Raw genomic sequence first — 25,897 nt, forward strand, 5'->3', positions numbered from 1 at the left:
ATAACTTTTTGAGCTTGCTTACCCGCTATACTTTGCAAATCGCCCACTGCACACAAGAAAAATGTCGCTCAATTACATCTGGTCTGGCTTCTTCCTGGTGGGATTTCTGGCCGCACTGGCGCAGTTTCTTTTCCTGGGCGATACGGAAATCTTCAAGCGCATCATCGACGGCACTTTCGATTCCGCCCGCACCGGCGTGATGGACATCGCCCTGCCGCTGGCCGGCGTGATGACGCTGTGGCTCGGCATCATGAACATCGGTGAGAAAGCCGGCGCCATCGACCTGCTGGCCAAGCTGATCGCGCCGTTCTTCTCGCGCATCTTCCCCGGCGTGCCGTCGAACCATCCGGCCACCGGCCACATGGTGATGAATTTCTCGGCCAACCTGCTGGGCCTGGACAATGCCGCCACGCCGTTCGGCCTGAAGGCCATGGAAAGCCTGCAAACGCTCAATCCCAACAAGGACGAGCCGACCGATGCGCAGATCATGTTCCTGGTGCTGCACACATCCGGCCTGACCTTGATTCCGCTGGCGATCATGGCGCAGCGCTCGATCCTGGGCGCGGCCGATCCGTCCGACATTTTCATTCCCTGCATGGTGGCCACCTACGTGGCGACCATGACCGGCATCATCGCCGTCTCCATCCGCCAGCGCATCAACCTGTTCAACCGCGTGGTGGTGGGCTGGCTGGGCGGCATCACCGCCTTCATCGCGGCGCTGGTCTGGTACTTCACCAATTACCTGACCAAGCCGGAAATCGAAACGTTCTCCAAGGTGTTCAGCAACTTCGTGCTGATGGCGGTGATTGGCGGCTTCATCATCGGCGCGCTGCGCAAGAAGGTCAACGTCTACGAGGCGTTTATCGAAGGCGCCAAGGGCGGCATCCAGACCTCGCTAACCGTGATTCCCTACCTGGTCGGCATGCTGGTGGCGATCAGCGTGATCCGCAACGCCGGCCTGCTGGGCTTTGTGGTGCAGGGCTTCGGCTGGCTGTTCAGCCACCTCGGCATCGACACCGATTTCGTTGCGGCCCTGCCAACCGCGCTGATGAAGCCACTGAGCGGCAGCGCGGCCAAGGCCATGATGATCGACACCATGCAAACCCATGGCGTCGATTCCTTTGTCGGCCGCCTGGCCTGCGTGTTCCAGGGCTCGGCCGATACCACTTTCTATATCGTCGCGCTGTATTTCGGCTCGGTCGGCATCCGCAAGACGCGCTACGCGATCTCCTGCGGCCTGATCGCCGATTTCGCCGGCGTGCTTGCTGCGATTGCGATTTCCTATGTCTTCTTCCATTAAAATTTTGCGCCGGCTTGTTGCCGCCGCGCTGATCGCGGCCGGCGCCGCGCAGGCGGCCGATCTGCCGGAACCGGTGGCGCGGCTGATGCAGTCGTCGAATATTCCGCTGTCGGCGGCCGGCGTGCTCGTGCTGCGCGGCGATACCGTGCTGGTGTCGCACAATCCGCAGCAAAGCATGCAGCCCGCGTCGACCATGAAGCTGTTCACCACGCTCACCGCGCTGGAGCAGCTGGGCCCGACCTTCCGCGGCCGCACCGAATTGCGCAGCAGCGCGGACGTGGTCAACGGCGTGCTGCAAGGCGACCTGATCGTGCGCGGCGGCGCCGATGCCGACCTCAACGAAGACGCGCTGGCGCACATGCTGCAAGCGCTGCGCAACCAGGGCATCCGCAAGATCAAGGGTGACATCATCATCGACCGCCTGCTGTTCACGCCGTCGCGGCCGGATGCGGGGCAGCCGCCGTTCGATGAATATCCATGGGCCTACTACAACGTCATCCCGAATGCGGCGCTGGCCAACACCAACCTGCTGAAAGTGGAGATGCGCTCCACCGCCAGCAAAGTGGCGCTGGTGATGCAACCGGAACTGGACAAGGTCACCATCCGCTCGGAGCTGAAACTGACCGACGCCGCCTGCGCCACCTGGGAAAACGGCTGGCGCTCGCCGGACTACGCGCGCAAGGGCGACCGCATCGAAGTGACCCTGCACGGCACCTTCCCGAAAGATTGCGTCAAGTCCACCAGCATCAATGTGCTCGACAGCCAGGACTACCTGGCGCGCCTGCTGCTGGCCGAGTGGAACAAGCTGGGCGGCGCCATCAGCGGCGAAGTACGCGAAGCCACCGAGCCGACGACAGCCGCATCCGCCACCCGCCTGCTGGCCGACCACGTCTCCCGCTCGCTGCCCGAAGTCCTGCGCGACACCAACAAGCAATCGGACAACACGCTGGCGCGCACCATCTTCCTCAGCCTCGGCAGTCTGGAAGCCGATCCGATGCTGGGCAGCCGCCCGCTGGCGCCGGACGCCAACCAGGCCAGCACCGCGATGCGCGCCGAAACCGCCATCCGCGCCTGGCTACAACAGCACAACATCGACGGCAACGGCCTGATTCTCGACAACGGCTCCGGCCTGTCGCGCACCGAACGCGCCACGGCGGCGCAACTGGCCGGCGTGCTGCAAGCCGGCCAGAAAAGCCTGTGGATGCCGGAATTCCTTTCCAGCCTGCCGATCGCCGCCACCGACGGCACCATGCGCCGCCGCCTGAAAGAAAGCCCGGCCGCCCAGCGCGCGCGGATAAAAACTGGTAGCCTGACAGGCGTTATCGCCATCGCCGGCTACGTGCCCGACGCCAACAATCAACCCTGCATCGTGGTCGCCATCCTCAACGACGAACACGTCGCCAACGGCGCCGGCCGCGCCGTCCTGGATGAACTGATCGACTGGGTCGCGCGTTCCGGCAACCAACCAGGAGCATCGCATGAAGCAACGTCTGTTAGGTAAGCAAGGATTAACCGTCTCGGCCGAGGGCCTGGGCTGCATGGGCATGAGCAATGTGTATGGCGCGGCGGACGAGGGCGAGTCGATCGCCACGCTGCACCGGGCCATTGAACTGGGCATCAACTTCTTCGACACGGCGGAAGTCTATGGGCCGTACCACAATGAGGAATTGCTGGGCCGCGCCTTCAAGGGCCGCCGCAGCGAGGTCATTCTGGCCACCAAGTTCGGCTTCGACATCCGCGAAGGCGTGCGCAACGCTGTCACCAGCGATCCGGCGCATATCCGCGTCGCGGTCGAAGGTTCGCTGCGCCGCCTCGGCACCGATTACATCGACCTGCTGTACCAGCACCGCATCGATCCCAAGGTGCCGATTGAAGAGGTGGTCGGCGTCATGGGCGAGCTGGTGAAAGAGGGCAAGGTGCGCTACCTCGGCCTGTCCGAAGCCGGCGTGGCCAATATCCGCCGCGCCCACGCGGTGCACCCGATCAGCGCGCTGCAAAGCGAATACTCGCTGTGGGAACGCAATCTGGAAGACGACATCATCCCCGTGCTGCGCGAACTGGGCATTGGCCTGGTGCCATTCAGCCCGCTGGGACGCGGCTTCCTGGCCGGCACCGCCAAGCGCGCGGAGGAATATCCGCCGACCGATTTCCGCAACCAGGACCCGCGCATGCAAGGCGCCAACTTCGACGCCAACATGCAGGCCGCCCAAGTGGTGCGCGATGTCGCCGCCGCGCGCGGTCTGGCCGCCGGTCAGGTCGCACTGGCCTGGGTGATGCAGCAGGGCGACGATATCGTGCCGATTCCCGGCACCCGCCGCCGCGCTAACCTGGAACAGAACGCCGCAACGGCCGACGTCGTGCTCAGCGCCAGCGAAATCGCCACGCTGGAAAGCGCGCTGAAACAGGTGTCCGGCCCGCGCTACAGCGCCGAGCGCATGGCCAACGTCGACCGCTGAAACGGCTGAAAATCAGCGCTTGACCTGTTTGCGACAGTTGTCGCATAATGGTGGCAACAGTCGCACATGGAGCTTGCCTTGTCTATCTTCGCCACCTTTGCCGGTTTTGAGCCGCTAGCCCTGCGCTTTGCGCTGGCCAGCGGCGGCTGCGTGGCCGCCGGCCTGGGCGTGTGGGCGGTGACGGCACTTTGCCGGCGCTGGCTGCCGGGCGTCGCCGCGCAGCGTTCGGTGTGGCTGCTGGGACAATGCACGGTGGTCCTGGCCTTCCTGCTGATCCTGCTGCCGCAGAGCGAACGCCTGCGCATGCTGCCGCCAATCGACATCGAAAGCTTCTCCACGCCAGCCGCCGCGCCGCGCACCGGCAACGACGCCGCAACACCGGCCACCGTCACGCCAGCACCTGCGGCCACCACCACGCCACAAACCTATCTTGCCTGGGCCGCGCAAAGCTGGCTGCTGCTGTACGCGTTGGGACTCGCCTACACGCTGCTCCAGCTGCTGCACACGCGCCGCGCATTGCATGCGCTGGCCGTCGCCGGCAACAAGAGCGGCGTCGCCCCGGTCGACACCATCGAAGTCGATGCACCGATCTCGCCGATGCTGTTTGGCCTGTTCCGCCCACGCCTGCTGCTGCCGCTGCACCTGCGCGCTTTCGATGCGGACCAGCGCCAGATGATCCTCGAACACGAACTGACGCACTGGCGCCGCAACGACCTGCAATGGGCCAGCGCCGGCATCGTGCTGCAAACGCTGCTCTGGTTTAATCCCTTCATGCGACTGCTGCGCATCCAGCTCTCGTGGGCGCAGGAACTGGGCTGCGACCGCGAAGTGCTGCAAGGCCGTCCGCCGGCGCAGCGCAAGGCCTACGCCGCCGCGCTGGTGGCGCAACTGAAGCTGCAACAGGCGCCGATATCCACAGCACTCGCCTTCGGCAACGTCACGCCGGCCACGCTGGCCGACCGCATCGCGCTGATCCGCAATCCGGGCAAGGCGCCACAAGGACCGTGGGTGCGCATCGCCACGCTGGCCGGCCTGGCCGCCGTACTGGCGACCAGCCTGGCGCTGCAACCGTCGCTGGCGTCGCAAAGTCCCACGCTGCTATCCTGCACCACCTTGATGGACGCCGCCACCGGCCAGCGTCTGCGCCACGACGGCCAGTGCGATGCGCGCGCCACGCCGGCATCCACCTTCAACATCGTCGTCAGCCTGATGGGCTATGACAGCGGCCACCTGATCGACGAACACACGCCGCTGCTGCCTTACAAGCCAACCTACGCCAGCTGGAACAGCGAGTGGCGCGCCGACACCGATCCCACCAGCTGGATCAAATACTCCAACGTCTGGTACGCGCAGCAGGTCACCACCAAGCTGGGCGACGCGCGCTTCCAGCACTACATCGACAGCTTCGGCTACGGCAACCGCGACGTCTCCGGCGACGCCGGCAAGCACAATGGCCTGACGCAGTCGTGGATCGGTTCCTCGCTGGCGATTTCGCCGGACGAGCAGGTCGACTTCCTGCGCAAGATCGTCAACCGCCAGCTGCCGGTATCGGTCCACGCCTACGAGATGACGGCCCGCATCCTGAATCCGCAAACGCTGGACAACGGCTGGACCATTTCCGGCAAAACCGGCACCGCCTCGCCGGTGCTGGCCGATGGCCGCGACGACAACACCCGCCAGTACGGCTGGTACGTCGGCTGGGCTACGAAGGGCGCGCGCACCATCGTGTTCGCCCGCATGGTGCTGGACCACCGACAGGAAACCTACGCCGGCCTGCGCACCAGGCAAGCCTTCCTGCGCGACGTAGCAACGCAACTCGACACGCTTTAACCACCACCCACACAAGGAGACATCTTGTCTACACTGAGCCGCATGGCCTATGCCATCGCAGCATGCTGCTGCACATCCGTCGCCGGCGCCGCCGACCTGCAAACGGTCGTCGACCAGGCCATCAAGCCGATCATGAAGGAGTACGACGTGCCGGGCATCGCCGTCGCCGTCACGGTCAACGGCAAGCCTGCGTTCTTCAGCTACGGCCTGGCTTCGAAGGAAACCGGCACGCCGGTGAGCGAGACGACGCTGTTCGAACTGGGCTCGGTCAGCAAGACCTTCACCGCCACCGTGGCATCGTATGCGCTGGTGCAGGGCAAGCTGTCGCTGGACGATCATCCAAGCCGCTACGTGCCGAAGCTGAAAGGCACGGCGCTCGACAAGGCCACGGTGCTCAACTTCGGCACCTATACCGCCGGCGGCCTGCCGCTGCAATTCCCGGACAGCGTGACCGACGACGAAGCCGGCATGCTGGACTACTACGGCAAGTTCAAGCCAAAGGCGGCGCCGGGCAAGATCCGCGAGTATTCCAATCCAAGCCTGGGCATGTTCGGCTACCTGGCCGGCCTGGCGCTGAAGAGCAATCCGGAAGACGTGCTGGAAAAGGACATCCTGCCCAAGCTGGGCATGAACGGCACCTACATCCGCATGCCGCAAAACGCGGTCGGCAACTACGCCTGGGGCTACAACCAGGAGAACAAGGCGGTGCGCATGGGGCCCGAGCTGTTCTCGGCGCAGACCTATGGTGTGCGTTCCAGCGTGTCGGACATGATCCGCTACGTGCAGGCGAATATCGATCCTGGCCATCTGGATGCGACGCTGCGCCGCGCGATTGAAGGCACGCACGTGGGCTACTACCAGATCGGCGGCATGGTGCAGGGACTGGGCTGGGAACAGTATCCGTACCCGGTGTCGTCCGACACGCTGCAGGCCGGGAACTCCAACAAGATGAGCCGCGAAGCCAATCCGGTGAAACTGCTGACGCCACCGAAGCCGGCCTCGGACAACACCTGGTACAACAAGACCGGCGCCACCGGCGGCTTTGGCGCTTACGTGGCGTTTGTGCCGGAGAAGAAAATCGGCATCGTCATCCTGGCGAACAAAAACTATCCGATCCCGGCGCGCGTCAAGGCGGCGCAGGAGATCATGGCGCAGCTGGAGAAAAACTAAAGCACGCGCGTGTAGTGGCGGCGCACGTGCAGACGGTCGCCGCAATCGAAGTGCCACCACTCGGTGTTGATGCCATGCCAGCCGTTGTGCTGCATGGCGTCGCGCAGCCAGCGGCGATTGTCGAGGTGCTGCGCGGTCAGTTCGCCGGCGGCCAGCATGTCGGCTTCCAGCGCGGGATGCGAACGTTCGCTCATGTCGTCGAAGCCGGTGCCCATGTCGAGTTCACGTCCTTGTGCGTCCAGCAGCGTGAGGTCGAGCGCCATGCCGAAGGAGTGGATGGAGCCGCGTGCCGGCTCGGCGATGTAGGTCAGCAGATCGGTGCCTTGCAGCGTGGTCCACAGCTGCTCCTGCACACGTTGCGGACGCAGTGCGTCCAGTACCAGCAGCCTGTATTCCGGCTTGTGCGCGGCCAGCCAGGCGACCGATTGTTCCAGCGCTGCGGCCGCGTGCTTGTGTAGCCAGTGGCAATCCAGCGGAGAGTAAAGATCCTGGCCGACGAAATTGTCGGCCGTGGCGTAGCGCAGGTCGACCGCGATGCCTGCGATGCTGTCCAGCCGGCGGAAATCAGGATGGCCGTGGATCGCTTCGCAGGGGACGGTCGGCGCGTTCATGGCGGTCAGTGTGCGGCTACTCGGCCGGAGCGGCTGGCGCTGGCGTGACCGGTGCTGCCGGTGCTGCCGGTGCGGCGGGCAAGGCCGGAATCGGCGTGGTCAGCACATCCAGCAGCGCGGCGGTTTCCGCATCCGGCGTGCCGTCATACAGCGCCGGGCGGTACTTGGTCTGGAACACCGAGATTACATTGCGCGTAGCCTGATCCAGCTCGCCATTCTGCGGCACGGCGTAGCCATGGTCCGCCAGCTTGCGCTGGAACCACGTCACCTCCGGCAGTTGTTCCTGGAAGCCCGGCAGGCGCGCGGCCACGCGGCTCGGCTCCGGCCACGGAATCAGGCCGGCATCGGCCAGCTGCTTCCACGGGAACAGCGGCCCCGGATCCTGCTTGCGCTGCGGCGCGATCTCGTTATGACCGAGGATATTCCCCGGCGCGATGTTGTGGCGCTTGACGATATCCTTCAACAGCAAAATCAGCTGATCGATCTGCGCCTGCTTGAACGGCGCATACACGCGGCCCTGCGGCGTCTCCGTGAAGCCCGGATTGACGATCTCGATGCCGATCGATGCGGAGTTGAGCTGGTTGTAGATCTTCCAGCTGCTGTAACCCGCATGGTTCGACTGGCGCGACTCGTCCACCAGCGTGTAGAAGAACGGCTGCTCCGTATCCGTCAGCAGATAGTGCGCGCTGACGTCGGTGGTGGTCAGCGTCTTGATGGAGCGCGGCGTGTCGCTCACCGTGTAGTGAACGATGATGTACTTGATGCGATCGCTCTGTCCGCGAGCGGTCTGCGAATGGTCGAAGCGCGGCGCGGCCGGCGGTGGCGCCGTGGCGCAACCAGCCACCAAGGCAGTCAGGGCAAGCAGCGGAACAATCTTCATGGGTGGCCTCGGCAATCGATTCAATGATGGGAGTGTAGAGCAATCCGCGCTGCGGCGTGGTGCGCCAGCGTGTGGCGCGGCGTCAGCGACAGCTCGGCAGGCAGCGCCGCGCGCATGCTCTGCGCGATCAGCGGATGCAGATGTGCCGCACGTCCGCCCAGCGCAATCGGCCGCGCGCCGTAGCGACCCACCAGCGCCAGCGCGATGCGCGCCAGTTCGCGGCCCGCCTGTTCGAGTATGGCGCGCGCCACCGGATCGGCATCGGCGCTGGCGGCGACGGCCAGCGCCAGGCTGCCGATGGCGCCGCGATCCTGGCCGTAGATGAACTGGCGCGACAAGGCCCAGTCGCTGCCGCCGATCTGCGCAAACACCGCGCGCGCCATGGCCGATTGCTGCCACACGCCGGGATGCTCGTCTTCCAGGCGCCAGATGTGACGCATGGCTTCGCGCGCGATCCAGAAGCCACCGCCGCCGTCATCGAGCGTGACGCCACGGCCGCCGGCGCGGTGGAACTGGCCTTCAGTGTCGATCCACGCGGCGATGGAGCCGGTGCCGGCGTAGACCAGATAGCCTTCGCCCGGCGCGTAGCTGTCCAGGTAGGCGATCTCCACGTCGTTGCGCATGCTGATGGCCGATGGCGCCAGCTTCAGCACCTCCGCCAGCAGCTGCGTGGCCTGCGTGCCGACGCCGTCAAATCCGGTCAGCCCGGCGCATACGCGCACCGGCTGCCCGGCCGCCAGCACCTGCGTGGCCAGCATGGCGAAGATGCCGCGCACCGCATCGCGGCCGGCGGTGCTGCCCATCTGCGTGGCCGACATGCCGCCGACACTGCCCTCGGCCACAATGGCGCCCGCCGCATCGGCCAGCGCCCAACGGGTTTGCGTGCCACCTGCATCGATGCCCAGACCGAGATCGCTCATCATCAACTCCGTGTATAAACGTTGATACGTTCGCTTTCATTGCCCAGCCGGTCGACCGCGCTGACCACCACGGCCTGCGCCGCGCCGCCCGCCGCATCGTCGGCCAGCAGCAGCACCGGACGCGACGCCGGCGCCACCGCGAAGCGCCACTCGGCGCCGTAGCGCGACCAGATCGCGTAATGCGCCACCGGCTTGCCGGCGCTGGCCGACAGCTTGAGCGCCACGCCATTGCCCTCGCGCCGCGTGGCCGCCTGCGGTGCGGCCGGCGCATCGGCGCCCAGCCACGGCGTCGGCGGCGTCAGCGCGGCGGTTTGATACGACTGCGTTTTCAGCTGATCGGTGATGCCCTTGCGGTTCTCCATCAACGCCGCGATCGAGAAGTGCAGGTGGCCGCGCACGCCGCTGCGGCTGCGCGTGACGCCGATCTGCTTGACGATTTCCTCCGGCGCGAAAGCCTTGATGCTGTTGTCGATGCGGCTGGTGTACAGGCCGGGCCAGACGTGGCGGCCGCGCGTGTTCTGCGCCAGCCAGTAATCGAGCAGCACATCGAAGGCCTGCGGCGCCTGCGCCACCGGCCAATACAGCTGCGGCGCCAGGTAATCGAGCCAGCCGTTGGCCAGCCACAGTTCCGCATCCGCATACAGCTTGTCGTACTGGCTGAAACCGATGATGCCGGCCGGCCGGCGATCCGGACGGCCGATTCCAAATGGGCTGATACCGAAGCGCACCCACGACTTCTCCTTGCGGATGCCGAGGTACATCGCCTCGATCAGCGAGTTGACGTTCTGGCGGCGCCAGTGCGCGCGGTCCAGCGTGCCGCCGGCCAGCAGATAGCGCTGCCACGACAGCTGGTCCGGGAACTCCAGCTCCTGCTTGGCGCCGACGCCGCCGTCCAGCGCCACGCCTTCCGGCCCGGCGGCATTCGGCGTATCGATCGGATACGGATAGAAGTAATCGTCGATATGCACGCCGTCGATATCGTAGCGGCGCACCACGTCCAGCACCACGTCCAGCGTGTGCTGCGAGGCGGCGGCTTCGCCCGGATCCATCCACAGATAGCGGCCGTAGGGCTTGACCACCTCCGGCTTCGTGCGGCCGATATGGTTGGCGGCCAGCGGCGACTTGGCCGTCGCATGGCGCGCGCGGTAGGGATTGAACCACGCATGCAGTTCCAGTCCGCGCGCGTGCGCCTGCTCGATCCAGAATTGCAGCGGGTCCCACGGCTGCGCCGGCGCGCGGCCCTGCTGGCCGGTGAGGAATTCCGACCAAGGCTCCAGCTCGGACGGATAAATCGCATCGGCGCTCGGGCGCACCTGCAGCACGATGGCGTTCAAATTCATGGCCCGCGCGCGGTCGAGGATAGCGAGGGCTTCGGTCTGCTGCTTGGCGGTAGTCAGGTTGCTGCGGCTGGGCCAATCGATATTGGCCACGGTGGATACCCAGGCGGCGCGGAATTCGCGCGGCGCTGGCGGCGGCATGGTCGGATCGGATGGCGCTGCGGCCGCGACCGGCCCGCCAGGCGTCGGCCGCGGCGATGGTTCCGGCGGACGCGCGGGGGCCGTGCCGGCGTCGGGCGCCGGCGCTGATGGCGTACTGGAACATCCCTCAAGCAGCGCCGCCACGCCAGCCGCCACACCGACCGACAGGGTCAGCCGCTTCTTCGCATTAAAAACCAAAACCACTCTCCGCATCAGTTGAGAACGTATTGTAATGGCTATTCACGGCCGAATTCAGCAGGAATGCGCACCCGGACGGCCATCACAAACGCCGGCAAGGTCGAAATACAGGCCCAGATGAAGAAATGTTGATAACCAAGCTGTTGCTGTATCCAGCCGCTGACCATGCCCGGCAACATCATGCCGAGGGCCATGAAGCCGGTGCACATGGCGTAATGCGCGGTTCTATGCTCGCCATCGGCCACCAGCACCATGTACAGCATGAAGGCGGCAAAGCCGAAACCGTAGCCGAACTGCTCCACCGCCAGGCACAGCGACACCAGCATCAGATTGTCCGGCAGCGCCGTGGCCAGGTAGACAAACACCAGGTCCGGCACGTGCATGATGCACACCATCGGCAGCAGGGCGCGCTTGAGGCCGAAGCGCGACACCGCCACGCCGCCGGCCAGCCCGCCCAGCACCAGCGCGCACACGCCGATGGTGCCGTAGACCAGGCCGAAATCCGAGGTGCTGAGGCCGAGGCCGCCCTTGGCGCGTGGATCGAGCAGGAAGGGCGCGGCCATCTTCAGCAATTGCGCCTCGCCGAGGCGGTACAGCAGCAGGAAGCCAAGCGTGGTGATGATCTCCGGCTTCTGGAAAAAACTGCGGAAGGTTTGCGCAAAATCCCGCCACAGCGCGCCGGTGACGTGGCGCCGATCCGCCTCCGGGCGCGGCAGCATGAGCTGGTGATAGGCGCACAGCGCCAGGAACAGCAGCGCCATCAGCGCAAACACCGCCGACCAGGCGTGGACCGGATCGCCGGTGGACTTCATCAGCTCGCCGGCCAGATACACCAGCCCGCCTTGCCCGCTGATCATCGCCAGCTTGTAGAACGCACTGCGCACGCCGACGAAGGCCGCCTGCTGACGCTGGGTCGGCAAGCCGAGCATGTAAAAGCCATCGGAAGCGATATCGTGCGTGGCGGAAGAAAACGCCATCAGCCAGAAGATGACGAGCGTCCAGCGAAAGAAATCCGGCGCATGCAGCGTCAGCGCCACCGCCGCCAGACCGGCGCCGCCGACCAGCTGCATCAACACCGTCCAGCGCCGCTTGGTGCCGAACAGCTCCACGATGGGCGACCACAACGGCTTCACCACCCACGGCAGATACAGCCAGGCCGTATAAAACGCCAGATCCGCATTCGAAATGCCGAGATTCTTGTACATCACCGTCGACAGCATCATCACCGCCACATACGGCACCCCCTGTCCAAACGACACACTCGGCACCCAAGTCCACGCACTACGTTGTTGCTTCATAAAACCTTTCACTCCGGGGTCAGGTCCCCCATTTCAGCATGAGCTCGTGTAGAAATGGGGGACCTGACCCCGGATTTATTTCAGGGCGGCGCGGAGGTTGCCGGTGTGGTGGTCGAGCAGGGCTTGGGCGTCGGCGGCGGTCTGGTGTTTTTGCAGCATGATGATGGCGACTTTGACCTGGTATTGGCATTGCTCCAGCGCCTGGCGCGCGGCTTCGGCGTCGGCGCCGGTGGCGTGCATGGTCAGGCGAACCGCACGTTCGATCAGTTTGACGTTGGTTGCTTGCAGGTCCACCATCAGGTTGCCGTAGACTTTGTTCAGCCGCACCATCAGCGCACTGGTCAGCGTGTTTAGCGCGATCTTTTGCGCCGTGCCGGCCTTCAGACGCGTGCTGCCGGAGATGACTTCGGCGCCGGTGTCCAGGCAGATGCCGATATCGGCGCCCACCAGCAGCGGCGTGGCGGGATTGTTGGCGATGCCGATCGTCAGCGCACCGACCGTGCGCGCCGCCTGCAAGGCTCCCAGCACATACGGCGTGGTGCCGGACGCGGCCAGCAGCAAAATCACATCGTTGAAATTGGGATAGAGCAGCCGCAGATCGGCGGCGCCTTTGTTGCGGTCGTCCTCCGCGCCTTCCACCGCCTGGAACATCGCGCCCAGGCCGCCGGCCAGCAAGGACATCGCCCGTTCAGGCGGCCAGGAAAAGGTTGGCGGCAGTTCGACGCTGTCCAATATCCCCAGCCGCCCGGAGGTGCCGGCGCCCACGTACACCAGCCGGCCGCCCGCCGCGATGCGCGACGCCATCGCCGTCACGGCCGCGCTGATGCTGGAAGAGGCCGCCTTGACGGCCTGCGCCGCCAGCGCCTGGTCGTCCACCAGCGCGTCAACCAGCTCCTCCACCGAGTAAAGGTCCAGTTGGCTGTGCTGTGTACTCGGGCTTTCAGTCTTGAGCATGGGCAGACTCAGTTGGCGCGACGCATCTCCGCCACGAAATCATAGTGGTCGCTATGGCAATACGAATGGGTCAGCTCCATCGCCTCGCCCGAATCGAGGTAGGCGATCCGGGTGATGTACAGCACCGCCTGCCCCTCGGGCACGCCCAGCTGCGCCGCCAGGTCGGCCGACGCATTCATCGCGCGGATGTGCTGCAAGGCCCGCGCCGGTGCCTTGTTGATGCTGTCGAGATATTGGTACAGCGAGTTGCCCACCGCGTTAGGGTCGTTCAGCACCGTTTGCGGCAACACCGACACTTCATACGCCATCACCACGTCGTCCGCCAGGCGCAGACGCTCCAGCCGCGCCACCTTGGAATACGGCGACAGGCCCAGACTCAGCTGCTCCTCCGGCGTTGGCGTAACAATCGCTCGCTTGAGCCAGCGCGATCCGGGAATATGGCCGCGCTGCTGCAATTGCTCCGAAAAACTGGTGAGGTTGGACAGCGGCTGCTCGATGCGCGGCGCAATATAATTGCCCGATCCGCGACGGCGCACCACCAATCCCTGGTCCACCAGCTGGTCGATTGCCTTGCGTGCAGTAACCCGCGAAACGTTCAGCAGTTCCGACAAGGTCCGTTCCGACGGCAGCGCCTGATCCACCTGATAGCGGCCATTGAGCACATCGTCGCTCAATTTACGGGCAATTTGCATGTACAACGGCGAACTGTCGTTGGCATCCGCCTTGAATTCAAAACTGGTCTGGCTCATTCAATTCTCCTCACTCCGCTAGTGTAATAGCGATGCGGTAAACGGTGTACGCCTTCCAAGGTATGAAGCAACAATATTTCTACAAGTAGCGTAACTCCGGACCCGGCGGAATGCGCCTATTTGGCGGATAATGCGGGGTTTGCACCACCAGCCCAGACTGTTTCCGCCCATGTCCAAGAAGTCCACCGCGCCCGCCGGCTGCCCCTGTGGCGGCCCTTCGCTTGCCACTTGCTGCGGCCCCTACATAGCCGGTTCGGCCATCGCGCCGACCGCCGAAGCGCTGATGCGCTCGCGCTATACCGCCTACGGCCAGCGCAACGAGCCCTACCTGCTGGCCACCTGGCACGCCAGTACCCGTCCGACCGAACCGATCATGAGCGACGAGGAAAAAGTGCAGTGGCTGGGACTTGAGGTAAAATCTGCTTTACGTTTACGTCAACGTAAAGCAGATGAACCCGAGCTCACCCAGGACACGGTGGAATTCGTCGCCCGGTTCAAGATCAATGGCCGCGCGCAGCGTCTGCACGAAGTGAGCAATTTTGTCCGCGAGCCGGCCGAAGGCGGCCTGCGCTGGTTTTACGTTGACGGTAGTTTTCCAGAATAAATCATTACGACGTGTGCGAGACCACACGCAAAGGAAAAACCATGCCGCAAATCGAAAGCAAGCTCAACCCTCGTAGCGAGGATTTCAAGGCCAACGCCGCCGCCATGCAGGCCGTCGTCGACGATTTGCGCGACAAGGTCGCCAGGATCGCCCTCGGCGGCGGCGAAGCGGCCTCGGCCAAGCACGTGGCGCGCGGCAAGCTGCTGCCGCGCGACCGCGTGCAGATGCTGCTCGATCCCGGCACGCCTTTCCTCGAACTGTCGCAGATGGCGGCCTACGCCATGTATGACGACGCCGCGCCGTCGGCCGGCATCATCACCGGCATCGGCCGCGTGGCCGGCCAGGAATGCGTCATCGTCTGCAATGACGCTACCGTCAAAGGCGGCACCTACTATCCGATGACGGTCAAGAAGCACCTGCGCGCGCAGGAAATCGCCGACCAGAACAACCTGCCGTGCATCTACCTCGTGGACTCGGGCGGCGCCAACCTGCCGAACCAGGACGACGTGTTCCCGGACCGCGACCACTTCGGCCGCATCTTCTACAACCAGGCCAACCTGTCGGCCAAGGGCATTCCGCAGATCGCGGTGGTGATGGGTTCCTGCACCGCCGGCGGCGCCTACGTGCCGGCGATGAGCGACGAATCCATCATCGTCAAGGAACAGGGCACCATCTTCCTCGGCGGTCCGCCGCTGGTGAAGGCGGCCACCGGCGAGGTGGTGACGGCGGAAGACCTGGGCGGCGGCGATGTGCATACGCGCCTGTCCGGCGTGGCCGACCACCTGGCGCAGAACGATTTGCACGCGCTGTCGCTGGCCCGCACCATTGTCTCGAATCTGAACCGCACCAAGCCGCAGCAGGGCGCCTTGCGCGCAGCCGTGGAGCCATCGTATGCCGCCTCGGAGCTGTACGGCGTGATCCCGGTCGATACGCGCAAGCCGTTCGATGTGCGCGAAGTCATCGCCCGCATCGTCGATGGCAGCGAGTTCGATGAATTCAAGGCGCGCTACGGCACCACGCTGGTGTGCGGTTTCGCCCACATCTTCGGCATGAAGGTCGGCATCATCGCCAACAACGGCATCTTGTTCTCGGAATCGGCGTTGAAAGGCGCGCACTTCATCGAACTGTGCGCGCAGCGCAAGATCCCGCTGGTGTTCCTGCAAAATATCACCGGCTTCATGGTCGGCCGCAAGTACGAGAACGAAGGCATCGCCCGCAACGGCGCCAAGATGGTGACGGCGGTGGCGACGGCCGCCGTGCCGAAGTTCACCGTCATCATCGGCGGCAGCTTCGGCGCCGGCAATTACGGCATGTGCGGCCGCGCCTTCTCGCCGCGCTTCATGTGGATGTGGCCTAACGCGCGCATCTCGGTGATGGGCGGCGACCAGGCGGCGTCGGTGCTGGCGACGGTGAAGCGCGACGGTATCGAAGGCAAGGGCGGTTCGTGGTCGGCGGAAGAGGAAGCCGCGTTCAAGCAGCCGATCAAGGAGCAGTATGAACATCAGGGCCACCCTTACTACGCCACCGCGCGGCTGTGGGACGACGGCGTGATCGACCCGGCCGACACGCGCACGGTGCTGGGCCTCGGCCTGTCCGCCGCGCTGAACGCGGAAATTGAAGACACCAGATTCGGTGTCTTCCGGATGTGACCATGATGATGTTGCCCGAACAGATCGTGGCGGTGCCCGCCGACATCGGCGGTGCGCAGATCACGCTGCAAACCACCATCTACAAGCCGCCGGGCGCCGGCCCGTTCCCCGTGCTGTTCATGAACCACGGTAAGGACGGCGGCGACGCGCACCTGCAGAAGCGCGCCACCTTCCCGGTGATCAGCCAGGAATTCGTCAAGCGCGGCTACGCGGTGGTGATCCCGATGCGCATGGGCTTTGCCGGTTCGGGCGGCACCTACGTCAACTCGCACTGCGAGGCCAAGGACAACGGCGAGCAGCAAGCCAATTCGCTGTTCTTCGCCATGCAGTATGTAATGAAGCAGCCGTGGGCGGACCAGGAACACGTGATCCTCGCCGGCCAGTCGCACGGCGGCCTGACGGCGATTGCCGCCGGCAGCCATCCGATCCACGGCGTGCGCGGCATCATCAATTTCGCCGGCGGCGTGAACAGCCGCTCGCACTGCGACTGGCAAGGCGCGCTGGTGTCGGCCTTCAAGCAATGGGGCGCAACCAGCACCATACCGAGCATCTGGTTCTACGGCGCCAACGACAAGCACTTCGGTCCGCAGCTGGCGTCCGACATGTACAAGGCCTATACCGGCGCGGGCGGCAAGGCGCAACTGGTGGCCTACGGCCCGTTCAAGAAGGACGCGCATGGCATGAGCTCCAGCCCGGACGGCGTCGCCATCTGGTGGCCGGACACGGAACGCTTCCTGAAATCCGTCGGCATGCCGACCGAAATCCAATCCAAGGATTGATCATGGCTTATGAAACCCTGAACATCACCCGTGAAGGCTACGTCGCCACCGTCACGCTGAATCGCCCGGACGTGCGCAACGCCTTCAACGAAACCACCATCGCCGAAATTAAGCAGGCCTTCAGTGAACTCGGCGAAGATGACGCGCTGCGCGCGATCGTGCTGGCGGCGAACGGCCCGGCCTTCTGCGCCGGCGCCGACTTGAACTGGATGAAAAAAATGGCCGGCTACACGCACGCCGAAAACCAGGCCGACGCGCTGCAACTGGCGGAAATGCTGCGCACGATTTACCTGTGCCCCAAGCCGGTGGTGGCCAAGGTGCAGGGCGACTGCTACGCCGGCGGCATGGGCCTGGTCGCCGCGTGCGACATCATCGTCGCGGTGGAAGAGGCGAATTTCTGCCTGAGCGAAGTGAAGCTGGGTTTGATCCCGGCGACCATTTCGCCGTATGTGATCAAGGCGATGGGCGAGAACGCCTCGCGCCGCTACTTCCTGACCGCCGAGCGTTTCGGCGCGCGGGAAGCGCTGCGCATCGGCTTCGCCCACGAAGTAGTGAGTACGGAGACGCTCGACGCCAAGGTGACGGAGATCGTCAAGGCGTTGGTCAATAACAGTCCGAATGCGGTGCGCCAGGCCAAAGTGCTGGTGCGCGACGTGGTCGGGCAACCCGTCAACGATGCGCTGCTGGCCGATACGGCCGAGCGCATCGCGCAAATCCGCGCCTCCGACCAGGGGCGCGAAGGCGTGGCGTCGTTTCTGGAGAAGCGCAAGCCCGCCTGGTTGAATTAATGGAGCAGTTTTGGAATTGAATACACAAAGCGACTGGGTAGCACGCAGCTTGCGCAGCGTATGGCATCCGTGCACCCAGATGCAGCACCACGAAACCGTCCCTTTGATCCCCGTAAGCCGGGGCAAGGGCGCGTGGCTGTACGACCATGAAGGCCGCCGCTACCTGGACGCGATCAGCTCCTGGTGGGTGAACCTGTTCGGCCACGCCAATTCGCGCATCAACGCGGCGCTGAAAGACCAGCTGGATACGCTGGAACACGCCATGCTGGCCGGTTTCACGCACGAACCGGTGATCGAACTGTCCGAGAAGCTGTCGGCGCTGACCGGCCATGTGCTGGGCCACAGCTTCTACGCCAGCGACGGCGCTTCCGCCGTTGAAATCGCGCTCAAGATGAGCTTCCACTCGTGGCGCAACAACGGCCACACAGACAAGCAGGAATTCGTCTGCCTCAAGGGCAGCTACCACGGCGAGACCATCGGCGCGCTGGCCGTGACCGACGTCGCGCTGTTCAAGGACGCCTACGGTCCGCTGCTGCGCGCCTCGCAGACCGTGATGTCGCCGGACGCGCGCCAGGCCGCCGACGGCGAAACGGCGCAGGATGTCGCGCGCCGCGCCGCCGCCGATGTCGAGCGCCTGTTCACCGAACGCGCCGACAAGATCGCCGCCATCATCATCGAGCCGCTGGTGCAATGCGCGACCGGCATGGCGATGCACGATCCGCTGTACCTGCAACTGGTGCGCGCGCTGTGCGACAAGCACAACGTCCACCTGATCCTCGACGAAATCGCCGTCGGCTGCGGCCGCACCGGTACCTTCTTCGCCTGCGAGCAGGCCGCCGTGTGGCCGGACTTCCTGTGCCTGTCGAAAGGCATCAGCGGCGGCTACCTGCCGCTGTCGCTGGTAATGACGCGCGACGAGATCTACCAGGCCTTTTACAGCAACGACGTCACGCGCGGCTTCCTGCACTCGCACTCGTACACCGGCAATCCGCTGGCCTGCCGCGCCGCGCTGGCGACGCTGCAGATCTTCGAAGAAGACGATGTACTGAACGCCAACAAGATCAAGGCCGCGCGCCTGACCGCCGCGCTGCAACCGCTGGCGCAGCACGAACAGGTCCACAACTTCCGCCAGCGCGGCATGATCTGGGCTTTCGACGCCATCGACGCGCCGAAGGACTTCTCGCGCCGCTTCTTCGCCACCGCGACCGAGCACGAACTGCTGATGCGTCCCATCGGTTCCACCGTCTACATGATGCCGCCGTACATCCTCAGCGACGAGGAAATCGACGGACTGGCCGCCAACACGCTGGCGGTGTTCAACAAAGTGCTGGCGGGCTGACGATGGAACTGCTCAAACAACTCAGCCAGCAGTTGCAGGCGCTGGACGACAAGCAGCTGATCCGCAAGCGCCGCACCGTCGATTCGCCATGCGGACCGCGCGTGCTGGTGGAAGGCCGCGAACTGCTGGCCTTTTGCAGCAACGACTACCTGGGCCTGGCCAACCACCGCAAGATCAAGCTCGCGCTGCAGGAAGGCGCGGCGATCTACGGCGTCGGCAGCGGCGCCTCGCACCTGATCAGCGGCCATGTACGCGCCCATGCGATGCTGGAAGAGCGGCTGGTGCAATTCGTCGGCGACCATCTGGAGGCGCCGCGCGCCATCACCTTCTGCACCGGCTACATGGCCAACCTGGCCGTCATCACCGGCCTGACCGCCGGCGACCGGGAAGCGGAAATCTTCTCGGAAGAGCTGAACCACGCCTCGTTGATCGATGGCGCGCGCCTGTCGCGCGTGAAAACCCACGTCTATCCGCACGCCGACCTGGCGGCACTGGAAGCTCTGCTCAAGGCCAGCAAGGCCGCTACCAAGGTCGTAGTCACCGACAGCGTGTTCAGCATGGACGGCAACCTGGCGCCGCTGACCGCGCTGCTGGCCCTGTGCGAACAGCACAACGCCTGGCTGGTGGTGGACGACGCCCACGGCTTCGGCACGCTGGGCGACAAGGGCCACGGCGCGCTGGAGCACTTCAACCTGCGTTCGCCCTACCTGGTCTACATGGGCACCCTGGGCAAGGCGGCCGGCGTAGGCGGCGCATTCGTCGCCGCGCATGAAACGGTGATCGAAACGCTGATCCAGAAAGCACGTCCCTACATCTTTACCACCGCCACGCCGGCGGCGCTGGCGCACGCCCTGCTGACCAGCCTCGATCTGCTGGAAGGCGACGAAGGCGTCACACGGCGCGCTCACTTGCAGGCTTTGGTGGCACAATTGGATAATGGCCTGCGCCTTGAGCGCTGGCAGCGCCTGCCCTCGAAGACTGCGATCCAGCCTGTCCTGATCGGCGATAATGCCGAGACCATGCGCGCCGGCGCGGCCCTCTACGAGCAGGGCCTGTGGGTGGGCACGATTCGTCCGCCAACCGTGGCGCCGGGCACCGCGCGCTTGCGCGTCACCCTGTCGGCTGGGCATACCAGCGCGGACGTGGCCAAATTAATCGCAGCACTGAATGCATTGGAAAGGGATTCGGCATGAGTCTGGACGACCCAGTGTTAGCAATCGCTCCACAAACGCAGCCGGCGGCAGCGGGCAGCGGCATACCGCCGCGCTTCAACTGCTTCGTCACCGGCACCGACACGGAAATCGGCAAGACGCTGATTTCCTCCGCCATGCTGCACGCCCTGGTGCAAAGCGGTGTGCGCGCCTGCGGCATGAAACCGGTGGCCGCCGGCGCCGAACTGCGCGACGGCAAATGGCACAACGACGATTGCGACCAGCTGACCGCCGCCGGCAACGTGCACCTGCCGCAGTCGATCACCACGCCCTTCCTGTTCAAGGAACCGGCCGCGCCGCACATCGCCGCCGAACTGGAAGGCGTAAGCATTTCGCCGGTGCCGATCCTGGCGGCCTACGTGGAAATCAACGCCGCATCGGATGCGGTGGTGGTGGAGGGCGTGGGCGGCTTCATCGTGCCGTTGAACGACGAATTCGACACCGCCGACCTGGCCGAGCAACTCGCGCTGCCGGTGGTGCTGGTGGTCGGCCTGCGCCTGGGCTGCATCAGTCACGCGCTGTTGACGGTGGAGGCCATCCTGTCGCGCGGCCTGAAGCTGGCTGGCTGGGTGGCGAACGAAACCCAGGCCGACATGGCCTTCGCCGACGAAAACGTCGCCGCGCTGGCGCAGCGCATTCCCGCGCCGCTGCTCGGCCGCGTGCCGCGCCTGGAACAGCCGACCGCCGAAGCGGCCGCCGACCATATCGATTTTACGCAGCTGCCTCACTGGCCGCTGCCAAACCCAATTTGAACGAAGAAGGAATCACGATGTCCCAGAACTCCCTGCAAGAACCGAAAGTCGTTTCCCTGCACCGCCCGACGGCGGCCATCACCCTGCCGCCGGCCGCCACCTGGCCGCGCGAAGAAGTGCTGGCGCTGTTCGAGCTGCCGTTCAATGAACTGATGTTCCGTGCGCAGCAAACGCAGCGCGCCAACTTCCCGGATGGCGATGTGGAACTGGCGACGCTGCTGTCGATCAAAACCGGCGGCTGCGAAGAAGACTGCGGCTACTGCCCGCAGGCCGCGCGCTACGACACCGGCGTCGAAGCCAAGAAGATCCTCGACATCGAGACCGTTCTCGACGCTGCCCAGCAGGCCAAGGACAACGGCGCCACCCGCTTCTGCATGGGCGCCGCCTGGCGCAGCCCGAAAGACCGCGACATGGACAAGGTCGAAGAGATGGTGCGCTCGGTGAAGGCCCTGGGCCTGGAAACCTGCGCCACCCTGGGCATGCTGGAAGAGCACCAGGCGCAGCGCCTGAAGGATGCGGGTCTTGATTACTACAACCACAACCTGGACACCGCGCCCGAGTTCTACGACAACGTCATCTCGACCCGCGACTACCAGGACCGCCTGGACACGCTGGGCCATGTGCGCGAAGCCGGCCTGAAAGTCTGCTGCGGCGGCATCGTCGGCATGGGCGAATCGCGCGACCAGCGCGCCGGCCTGATTGCGCAACTGGCGAACCTGAATCCGTATCCTGAATCGGTGCCGATCAACCACCTGGTGCAAGTAGAGGGTACGCCGCTGTATGGCATGGACCGTCTGGACCCGCTGGAGTTCGTGCGCACCATCGCTGTGGCGCGCATCACCATGCCGAAGGCGCGTGTGCGTTTGTCGGCTGGCCGCCGCGAGCTGGGCGAAGCGGTGCAGGCGATGTGCTTCATGGCCGGCGCCAATTCGATCTTCTACGGCGACAAGCTGCTGACCACTGACAATCCGGAAGCGAACGACGACCGCGCGCTGCTGGAAAAACTGGGCCTGAAAACCCGCGGCGCCGTATTGGACTCCGCACCAAAAGAGAAGTGCGGCTGCTAAAAATCCGCATTAAAGCATCACCATAAAAAAACTTCCAGCCATAAGCTGTCAAGAGAGAGACGATGTTTACAAAAATTCTGATCGCCAACCGTGGTGAAATCGCCTGCCGTGTGGCCGCTACCGCGCGCCGCATGGGCATCAAGACCGTGGCCGTGTACTCCGAAGCGGATGCCAGCGCCAAGCACGTCGCCGTGTGCGACGAAGCGGTGCCGATCGGCCCTGCCGCCGCCAAGGAAAGCTACCTGTGCGGCGACAAGATCATCGCCGCCGCCAAGGCCACCGGTGCGCAAGCCATTCATCCCGGCTACGGCTTCCTGTCGGAGAATGCGGAATTCGCCGACGCCTGCGCCGAAGCGGGCCTGGTGTTCATTGGTCCGCCTGCATCGGCCATGCGTGCGATGGGTTCCAAGTCGGCGGCCAAGTCGCTGATGGAGAAGGCCAACGTGCCGCTGGTGCCGGGCTATCACGGCGAGCAGCAGGACGCGGACTTCCTGCACGGCCAGGCCGACAAGATCGGCTACCCGGTGCTGCTCAAGGCTTCGGCCGGCGGCGGCGGCAAGGGCATGCGCGTCATCGAGAACTCGGCGCAGTTCAAGGAGGCGCTGGCGTCCTGCAAGCGCGAGGCGATCAGTTCTTTTGGCGACGACAAGGTGCTGGCGGAGAAATACCTCCAGCGTCCGCGTCACATTGAAATCCAGGTGTTTGCCGATACGCTCGGCAATTGCATCTACCTGTTCGAGCGCGATTGCTCGGTGCAGCGCCGTCACCAGAAAGTATTGGAAGAAGCGCCGGCGCCGAACATGCCGGCCGAACGCCGCGCGGCCATGGGCGAAGCCGCCGTTGCCGCCGCACGCGCCGTGGGCTATGTCGGCGCCGGCACGGTGGAGTTCATCGCCAACCAGGACGGCACCTTCTACTTCATGGAGATGAATACCCGCCTGCAGGTGGAACATCCGGTGACCGAGATGATTACCGGGACCGATCTGGTGGAATGGCAGTTGCGCGTTGCGGCCGGCGAGCCGCTGCCGAAGCAGCAGCACGAACTGGCCATCAACGGCCACGCCATCGAGGCGCGCATCTACGCCGAAAATCCGGAGAAGGGCTTCCTGCCGTCGATCGGCACGCTGCGCCATCTGGGCACGCCGGACGCCGTCGCGTTTGAACTTGGCGGCGCGACGCCGGCGGCGGTGCGCATCGATTCCGGCGTGCGCGAAGGCGACGCCATCTCGCCGTTCTACGATCCGATGATCGCCAAGCTGATCGTCTGGGGCGCGGACCGCAAGCAGGCATTGGCCCGCATGGCGCAGGCGCTGTCGCAGTACCAGATCGTCGGCCTGAGCACCAACATCGCCTTCCTGAAACGCCTGGTCGAAGGACAGGCTTTCGCCACGGCCGATCTGGACACGGGCCTGATCGAACGCAATCACGACACGCTGTTCCCGGCTGCGCAGCCGGCGCCTGCCGGCGCGCTGGCCCTCGCGGCCGAAGCCTTGCTCGAAGCGGAGCAAACGCACGGCGCCGATCCATGGAGCCAGACCAGCGGCTGGCGCATGAACCAGGCCTACAGCCGCAAACTGTCCTTCACCGACGAACATGCCAGCTACGACATCAGCGTCACCTATGGACCTGACGGCCGGCAGTTCAGCACCGGCGGTCAGGCCGCGCGCGGCACTGTGCTGCGCGACGGCGACACCTTCCACGTCTTCACCGGCGGCCAGCACTGGCAGCTCGCCTGGAACGATCCAATGGCGCACGCCGGCGAAGCCGAATCCGAAGGCGGCCGCCTGACCGCGCCGATGCCCGGCAAGGTTGTCGCCGTCCTCGCCGCCAAAGGCCAGGAAGTGAAGAAAGGCGAAGCGCTGGTCATCATGGAAGCCATGAAAATGGAGCACACCATCGCCGCGCCGCACGATGGTGTGATCGACGACATCCTCTACAACGTGGGCGATCAAGTCGCGGACGGCGCACCGCTGCTGGCCTTCAAGGCGGCATAAAGGAGAACCACCATGCGCATCCTGCTACACCGCGCGGACGGCAAGACCGAACCGTGGATCAAGGATTTTGCCAGATACCTGCCGGACGCCGAGATCGAAATCTGGCACGCCGGCGAAAAATGCCAGGCCTGCGACTACGCCGTCGTGTGGTCGCCACCGGAGGCGATGCTGGCCGAACTGGCCACCGTCAAGGCCATCTTCGTCACCGGCGCCGGCGTCGACGCGTTGCTGAAGTTCGGCGACGCGCTGCCGCACAACATCCCCATCATCCGCCTGGAAGATGCGGGCATGGCGGTGCAGATGGCGGAATACGTCACGCACTCGGTGCTGCGCTACTTCCGCCGTTTCGACGAATACGAGGCGCAGGCGCGCGCCGGGCAGTGGGCGCCGCTGCCGCAGCATCTCAAGGCTGATTTCTCGGTCGGCGTGCTTGGCATGGGCGTGCTGGGCACGCGCGTGCTGGAAGCGCTGGCGCCGTTCGGCTTCCCGCTGCGCGGCTGGAGCCGCACCGAAAAGAGCATGCCGGGCGTACAGTGCTTCCACGGCGCCGATGGCCTGGACACCTTCCTGCGCGGCAGCCGCGTGCTGGTCTGCATGCTGCCGCTGACGCCGGACACCAGCAACATCATGGACCGCACCAATATGTGCAAGCTGCCGGAAGGTTCGTACATCATCAACGTGGCGCGCGGCGCGCATATCGCCGAACCGGATCTGCTCACGTTGATCAAGTCCGGCCACATCGCCGCCGCCACGCTGGACGTGTTCCGCAATGAGCCGCTGCCGGCGCAGCATCCGTTCTGGCAGGAGCCGCGCATCACCATCACGCCGCACATCTCGGCGCTGACCTTGCGCCGCGAGAGCGTGCAGCAGATCGCCGATAACATCCGCAAGACCGAAGCGGGCGAGCAAGTCGCCGGCGTGGTCGACCGCACACTGGGATATTGAAATGAGCAGCTTACCGAAGCAAGTCAAAATCGTTGAAGTCGGCCCGCGCGACGGCCTGCAGAACGAAAAGGAAAACGTCCCGGCCGAGATCAAGATCGAGCTGGTGAACCGGCTGACCAGCGCCGGCTTCCGCAACATCGAAGCGGCGGCCTTCGTGTCGCCGAAGTGGGTGCCGCAGATGGCCACCAGCGCCGAAGTCATGGCGGCGATCACGCGCAAGCCGGGCGTGATCTACTCCGCGCTGACGCCTAACATGCAGGGCTTTGAAGCGGCGCTGGCGGCGCGCGCGGATGAAGTGGTGATCTTCGGTTCAGCCTCGGAAGCCTTCTCGCAGAAGAACATCAACTGCTCGATCGCCGAATCGATCGCGCGCTTCGAAGGCGTGGCGAAGGCGGCGAAAGAACACGGCATCCGCCTGCGCGGCAGCATCAGCTGCGCCTTCGGCTGCCCGTACCAGGGCGACGTGCCGCTGGATGCGGTGGCCGACGTGGTGGGCCGCATGCGCGACCTGGGCTGCGACGAAATCGACATCGCCGACACCATCGGCGTGGCCACGCCGCGCAAGACGCAGGCGGTGATGGAACGCGCCATCGGCGAATTCCGCGTGGACGGCTTGTCCGGCCACTTCCACGACACCTACGGTCAGGCGCTGGCCAACATCTACGCCAGCCTGGAGCTGGGCATTTCGATTTATCACTCGTCGGTATCGGGCCTGGGCGGCTGCCCGTATGCGAAAGGCGCAACCGGCAACGTCGCCACCGAAGATGTGCTGTACATGATGCAGGGCCTGGGCATCGACACCGGCATCGATCTCGACATCGTGGTGGACGCGGGCCAGTTCATTTCGCAATTCCTCAACCGCAAAGGCGCCAGCCGCGCCGGCAACGCCATCGCCGCCAAGCGGGCCGGCTAAAACCGGGGTCAG

At 65.0% G+C, this 25,897-nt stretch carries 23 protein-coding genes and 1 pseudogene; 17 read left to right on the forward strand and 7 right to left on the reverse strand.

All coding sequences use genetic code 11. The annotated features are described in order from the left end of the window. Nucleotides 1–61 precede the first annotated feature (61 nt). The 6 genes and pseudogenes from GJ695_RS13540 to ampC all read left to right on the forward strand — a co-directional run bounded on the left by GJ695_RS13540 (nucleotide 62) and on the right by ampC (nucleotide 6,756). Nucleotides 62–1,300, forward strand: coding sequence for a spore maturation protein (locus GJ695_RS13540; protein WP_154365525.1), 1,239 nt, complete (start codon nucleotides 62–64; stop codon nucleotides 1,298–1,300). Further along, complete coding sequence (gene dacB, locus GJ695_RS13545) at nucleotides 1,284–2,801, forward strand: D-alanyl-D-alanine carboxypeptidase/D-alanyl-D-alanine endopeptidase (RefSeq protein WP_154365527.1); 1,518 nt, start codon at nucleotides 1,284–1,286, stop codon at nucleotides 2,799–2,801. Before GJ695_RS13540 ends, dacB begins: the two co-directional genes overlap by 17 nt. Next, a complete protein-coding gene (locus GJ695_RS13550) occupies nucleotides 2,779–3,756 on the forward strand; it encodes an aldo/keto reductase (RefSeq protein WP_154365529.1) in 978 nt (325 codons plus the stop codon). The genes dacB and GJ695_RS13550 overlap by 23 nt, the downstream gene beginning before the upstream one ends. A 66-nt stretch (nucleotides 3,757–3,822) precedes the next feature. Beyond that, a pseudogene (locus GJ695_RS30635) lies at nucleotides 3,823–4,719 on the forward strand (M56 family metallopeptidase); the annotation flags it as partial. A 69-nt stretch (nucleotides 4,720–4,788) separates the two neighbouring features. After that, nucleotides 4,789–5,586 (forward strand): class D beta-lactamase, encoded by a 798-nt coding sequence (blaOXA, locus tag GJ695_RS30640; RefSeq protein WP_371866529.1) that lies wholly within the window; start codon nucleotides 4,789–4,791, stop codon nucleotides 5,584–5,586. Nucleotides 5,587–5,628: 42 nt separating this feature from the next. After that, nucleotides 5,629–6,756 carry a class C beta-lactamase gene (gene ampC, locus GJ695_RS13560; protein WP_154365620.1) on the forward strand — a complete coding sequence of 376 codons (1,128 nt, stop codon included), beginning with the start codon at nucleotides 5,629–5,631 and terminating at the stop codon, nucleotides 6,754–6,756. Here ampC and GJ695_RS13565 read toward each other — a convergent pair. The 7 genes from GJ695_RS13565 to GJ695_RS13595 form a co-directional block, all read right to left on the reverse strand. Then, nucleotides 6,753–7,367, reverse strand: a complete 615-nt coding sequence (locus GJ695_RS13565) for a M15 family metallopeptidase (protein ID WP_154365533.1) — start codon at nucleotides 7,365–7,367, stop codon at nucleotides 6,753–6,755. The genes ampC and GJ695_RS13565 overlap by 4 nt on opposite strands. A gap of 16 nt (nucleotides 7,368–7,383) precedes the next feature. Then, nucleotides 7,384–8,247, reverse strand: coding sequence for an N-acetylmuramoyl-L-alanine amidase (locus tag GJ695_RS13570; protein ID WP_154365535.1), 864 nt, complete (start codon nucleotides 8,245–8,247; stop codon nucleotides 7,384–7,386). A 20-nt stretch (nucleotides 8,248–8,267) separates the two neighbouring features. After that, nucleotides 8,268–9,167 (reverse strand): N-acetylglucosamine kinase, encoded by a 900-nt coding sequence (locus GJ695_RS13575; RefSeq protein ID WP_154365622.1) that lies wholly within the window; start codon nucleotides 9,165–9,167, stop codon nucleotides 8,268–8,270. Between the two features lie 2 nt (nucleotides 9,168–9,169). After that, nucleotides 9,170–10,849, reverse strand: a complete 1,680-nt coding sequence (locus GJ695_RS13580) for a glycoside hydrolase family 10-like protein (protein ID WP_166455182.1) — start codon at nucleotides 10,847–10,849, stop codon at nucleotides 9,170–9,172. A 32-nt stretch (nucleotides 10,850–10,881) separates the two neighbouring features. After that, nucleotides 10,882–12,141 (reverse strand): MFS transporter, encoded by a 1,260-nt coding sequence (locus tag GJ695_RS13585; protein ID WP_154365539.1) that lies wholly within the window; start codon nucleotides 12,139–12,141, stop codon nucleotides 10,882–10,884. A gap of 75 nt (nucleotides 12,142–12,216) precedes the next feature. Next, nucleotides 12,217–13,095 (reverse strand): N-acetylmuramic acid 6-phosphate etherase, encoded by an 879-nt coding sequence (gene murQ, locus GJ695_RS13590; RefSeq protein WP_154365540.1) that lies wholly within the window; start codon nucleotides 13,093–13,095, stop codon nucleotides 12,217–12,219. Between the two features lie 8 nt (nucleotides 13,096–13,103). Then, the gene (locus GJ695_RS13595) at nucleotides 13,104–13,844 is read right to left on the reverse strand and encodes a GntR family transcriptional regulator (RefSeq protein ID WP_154357411.1); all 741 of its coding nucleotides are present in this window, start codon (nucleotides 13,842–13,844) and stop codon (nucleotides 13,104–13,106) included. Nucleotides 13,845–14,013: 169 nt separating this feature from the next. Between GJ695_RS13595 and GJ695_RS13600 the strand changes: the two genes are divergently transcribed. The 11 genes from GJ695_RS13600 to GJ695_RS13650 all read left to right on the forward strand — a co-directional run bounded on the left by GJ695_RS13600 (nucleotide 14,014) and on the right by GJ695_RS13650 (nucleotide 25,885). Further along, nucleotides 14,014–14,448: a YchJ family protein gene (locus GJ695_RS13600; RefSeq protein ID WP_154365542.1), complete on the forward strand. Its 435-nt coding sequence runs from the start codon at nucleotides 14,014–14,016 to the stop codon at nucleotides 14,446–14,448. 41 nt (nucleotides 14,449–14,489) lie between these two features. Beyond that, complete coding sequence (locus GJ695_RS13605) at nucleotides 14,490–16,097, forward strand: carboxyl transferase domain-containing protein (RefSeq protein ID WP_154365544.1); 1,608 nt, start codon at nucleotides 14,490–14,492, stop codon at nucleotides 16,095–16,097. Between the two features lie 2 nt (nucleotides 16,098–16,099). After that, nucleotides 16,100–16,876, forward strand: a complete 777-nt coding sequence (locus tag GJ695_RS13610; RefSeq protein ID WP_154365546.1) for a dienelactone hydrolase family protein — start codon at nucleotides 16,100–16,102, stop codon at nucleotides 16,874–16,876. Between the two features lie 2 nt (nucleotides 16,877–16,878). After that, complete coding sequence (locus GJ695_RS13615; RefSeq protein WP_154365548.1) at nucleotides 16,879–17,664, forward strand: enoyl-CoA hydratase/isomerase family protein; 786 nt, start codon at nucleotides 16,879–16,881, stop codon at nucleotides 17,662–17,664. Nucleotides 17,665–17,674: 10 nt separating this feature from the next. Next, nucleotides 17,675–19,003, forward strand: a complete 1,329-nt coding sequence (gene bioA / locus GJ695_RS13620; protein ID WP_208023406.1) for an adenosylmethionine--8-amino-7-oxononanoate transaminase — start codon at nucleotides 17,675–17,677, stop codon at nucleotides 19,001–19,003. 2 nt (nucleotides 19,004–19,005) lie between these two features. Next, entirely contained in the window at nucleotides 19,006–20,196 is a 1,191-nt protein-coding gene (gene bioF / locus GJ695_RS13625; RefSeq protein WP_154365550.1) for an 8-amino-7-oxononanoate synthase, read from the forward strand. Beyond that, entirely contained in the window at nucleotides 20,193–20,966 is a 774-nt protein-coding gene (bioD, locus tag GJ695_RS13630; RefSeq protein WP_154365552.1) for a dethiobiotin synthase, read from the forward strand. The genes bioF and bioD overlap by 4 nt, the downstream gene beginning before the upstream one ends. A 17-nt stretch (nucleotides 20,967–20,983) precedes the next feature. After that, nucleotides 20,984–22,033, forward strand: a complete 1,050-nt coding sequence (gene bioB / locus GJ695_RS13635; protein WP_154365554.1) for a biotin synthase BioB — start codon at nucleotides 20,984–20,986, stop codon at nucleotides 22,031–22,033. A gap of 62 nt (nucleotides 22,034–22,095) precedes the next feature. Then, complete coding sequence (locus GJ695_RS13640) at nucleotides 22,096–24,027, forward strand: acetyl/propionyl/methylcrotonyl-CoA carboxylase subunit alpha (protein WP_154365556.1); 1,932 nt, start codon at nucleotides 22,096–22,098, stop codon at nucleotides 24,025–24,027. Between the two features lie 12 nt (nucleotides 24,028–24,039). After that, nucleotides 24,040–24,972: a 2-hydroxyacid dehydrogenase gene (locus GJ695_RS13645; protein WP_154365557.1), complete on the forward strand. Its 933-nt coding sequence runs from the start codon at nucleotides 24,040–24,042 to the stop codon at nucleotides 24,970–24,972. A 1-nt stretch (nucleotide 24,973) separates the two neighbouring features. Next, nucleotides 24,974–25,885, forward strand: a complete 912-nt coding sequence (locus GJ695_RS13650) for a hydroxymethylglutaryl-CoA lyase (protein WP_154365559.1) — start codon at nucleotides 24,974–24,976, stop codon at nucleotides 25,883–25,885. The last annotated feature ends 12 nt before the right edge of the window (nucleotides 25,886–25,897 follow it).

This window comes from Duganella alba (assembly GCF_009674495.1).
Classification (GTDB): domain Bacteria; phylum Pseudomonadota; class Gammaproteobacteria; order Burkholderiales; family Burkholderiaceae_D; genus Rugamonas; species Rugamonas alba.